Genomic DNA, 2,423 nt, shown 5'->3' with positions numbered 1-2,423 from the left:
CTCAACATCTACCGGGGGTTCGAGCTTTTGCCGCTCGCGGCACGCCTGCGGTGGGTGCAGGTTCTCGAATCCTCCTCCGAGGCCGGCGAGATGTACTCCCTGAACCTGCCCGGCGGCGCCCACTGGCCCGAGATCCTGCTGATTCACGCCAGCGGCACCGCATCGCATTTCGGCGACTACCGATCAGGTCGGAACTTCGACTTCTCGGCCGTCTGCCTCGAAGAGATGCTGGTCGCTGCGGCGATGGATCCGGCGGCGGTCCTCGTCTCCTCCTTCGGCTCCCCTATTGAGTCGACCTACTTCGCGCATTTCCGCCAGAAGCTGGTCGCCGACCTGCCGGACTACGGCGAGGCGGTCGTGCGCCACATCGAAAAGGTCCGTCCCGTTCTCCTGGCGCCCGGCGTTCCCCAACGGCTCCATGTGCTGTGGATGCTGGAACGGGCGGGCGAGCAGGTGTTGCACCTCTCGGCCCCCGAGCTGGTGACGCTGGCGGTTTCGTCGAGCAAACAGGTGAGGGCGGCGGCGCTGGGCCTGGTTCACAAGGCCGGGAACTCGGTCGACGCTCCGCTGAAGCAGATCGCTTTGGAAGGCAAACCGGACGAACGGGCGCACGCCCTTCGGCTGCTTTTCGATTCTGGGCAAAGCAGGCCCGACCCGGAACTCTCGACCGTCGCCCGAAAGGCCGCTGCTGCCGACAAGGCAGCCGGCGTCCGGGCTCTGGCCGAACAGTGGACTCAAGAATCGGCGCCGGCGGCCGGGGGCGGGCTCGAGGGCCGCTACACCGTGCCCGAGATCGACTGGTCGGTTCGGCTGACGCCCCGATTCAATGCGGCGTTGGAGTCGTTGTGGAACCAGGTGACGTCGTCGGTCAAAGCCATGAACGAATACCAGCGGCAGCAGGCAAAAACCTCCGGGCGCGGCTACAGCCCGAATCTTGTCGCCGTGCCTACCGACGCCGACTTGAGGTCCTTGCTCCGGTACATCGAAACCGGCCGCCCGGGCGAGGCCAACGGCATCGCTACGCCCGGCGGGTTGCATTACGCCGGCTCCTCCCTGATGGGGATGGCGGCCGACCCCGAGGTCACGCCGGTGATGCTCTTCAAGATTCTGGAGTTCCTGGGGCTGGCGGCTGCGGACCGCCAGATGGGCGGCCCCAGCCAGTTCGCCGGCATGGCATTCAACGAGATGCACAAAAGGACCGGCCGGCCGACCCTGCTGGAGCTTTCCGAGATGTACCGCGCCGCCGGCGTCCCGCCCGAGGTGGTCATGCTCGGCTACTGCAACCGCTACCGGCCGCTGGCCGGCGACTGGGAGGCCGAGGCGGTCTGGCCCTTCTTCGCCAACCACCTGGACGTCGTGATCCGGACGATGACCCACGGGACCGACGAGTACTGGTTCGACCGTACCGGTCCGCTGAAGGCGATCGCCACCCTGCCCGAGGTGCCGCAAGCTCTCGTGGGACCGCTCTTCGACATGGCTCTCGGCTCCAGCAAGACCGACCGCCCCGGCGCCCAGGAGGCGTTGACCCGGGTGTCCGGCTACGAAAAGCGGGTGGTCGCAGCGCTCGGGGACCCCAAGGCTGCCGTACGGATCGTTGCGTCGGAGTGGTTGGCCCGGCTGAACCACGCACCGGCCGTCCCGGTCCTCGAGAAGGCCCTCGCCAAGGAGAAGAACGACATGGCGAAGGGCGCAATGCTCGACGCCCTTCAGGCTCTGGGTCAGCCGGTGGACAACTACTTGAACCTCTCCGGCCTGGCCGAAGAGGCTGCCAAAGCCCTGGCCAAGCCGGCTCCGAAAGAGCTGGACTGGTTCGGTTGGAGCTCGATCCCGCAGGTCCGATGGGCCGACTCAGGGAAACCGGTGGAGCCGGTCATTCTTCGCTGGATGCTGGTCCAGGCGGTCCGGCAGAAGTCGCCGGAGCCGAACGCCATCCTCCGCAAGTACTGTTCGCTGTTCGAGCCCCGGGACCGGGAGGCCTTCGGCCAGTTCGTCCTGGAGTCGTGGCTCCACGAGGACACCCGGCCGATCGACCCCGAGGAGGCCCACCGCCAGGCGGTCGCCGAAGCCCAGCAGATGCACCGGGCGATCTCCCAGCACTCGCAGTACTACGCATTGACCCCGCACGTCGGAAAGTCCGTCGAGGAGATCACGGAGTCGATCCTGCCCCGCTGGCTGTCGACAGTGGCCGGGTCGGCCATCGGGAGCAAGGGCCTGCTGGCGGTGGCCGCAGCGTGCGCAGCCGAGCGGGCCGCACCGGCGGTCTCCCGCTACCTCAAGGAGTATTACGGGACCCGCGCCGCCCAGGGCAAGGCCCTGATCGGGATGCTCGCGTGGGTCGACCACCCAAGCGCAACCCAGCTGATGCTCTCGGTCGGAAGCCGATTCCGGACGAAGAGCTTCCAGGAGGAGGCGGTCCGGCAGGC

General features: G+C 67.6%; 1 protein-coding gene. It reads left to right on the top strand.

Features of this window, described 5'->3' with window-relative positions; translation table 11 throughout:
* Positions 1 to 54: 54 nt before the first annotated feature.
* The coding region (locus VFV09_06350; GenBank protein ID HEU4867329.1) for a hypothetical protein at positions 55 to 2,423 on the top strand (2,369 nt) is incomplete at its 3' end.

Source organism: Actinomycetota bacterium (assembly GCA_035759705.1).
Classification (GTDB): Bacteria; Actinomycetota; CADDZG01; order JAHWKV01; family JAHWKV01; genus JAJCYE01.
This window is presented reverse-complemented; position numbering and strand designations above follow the sequence as displayed.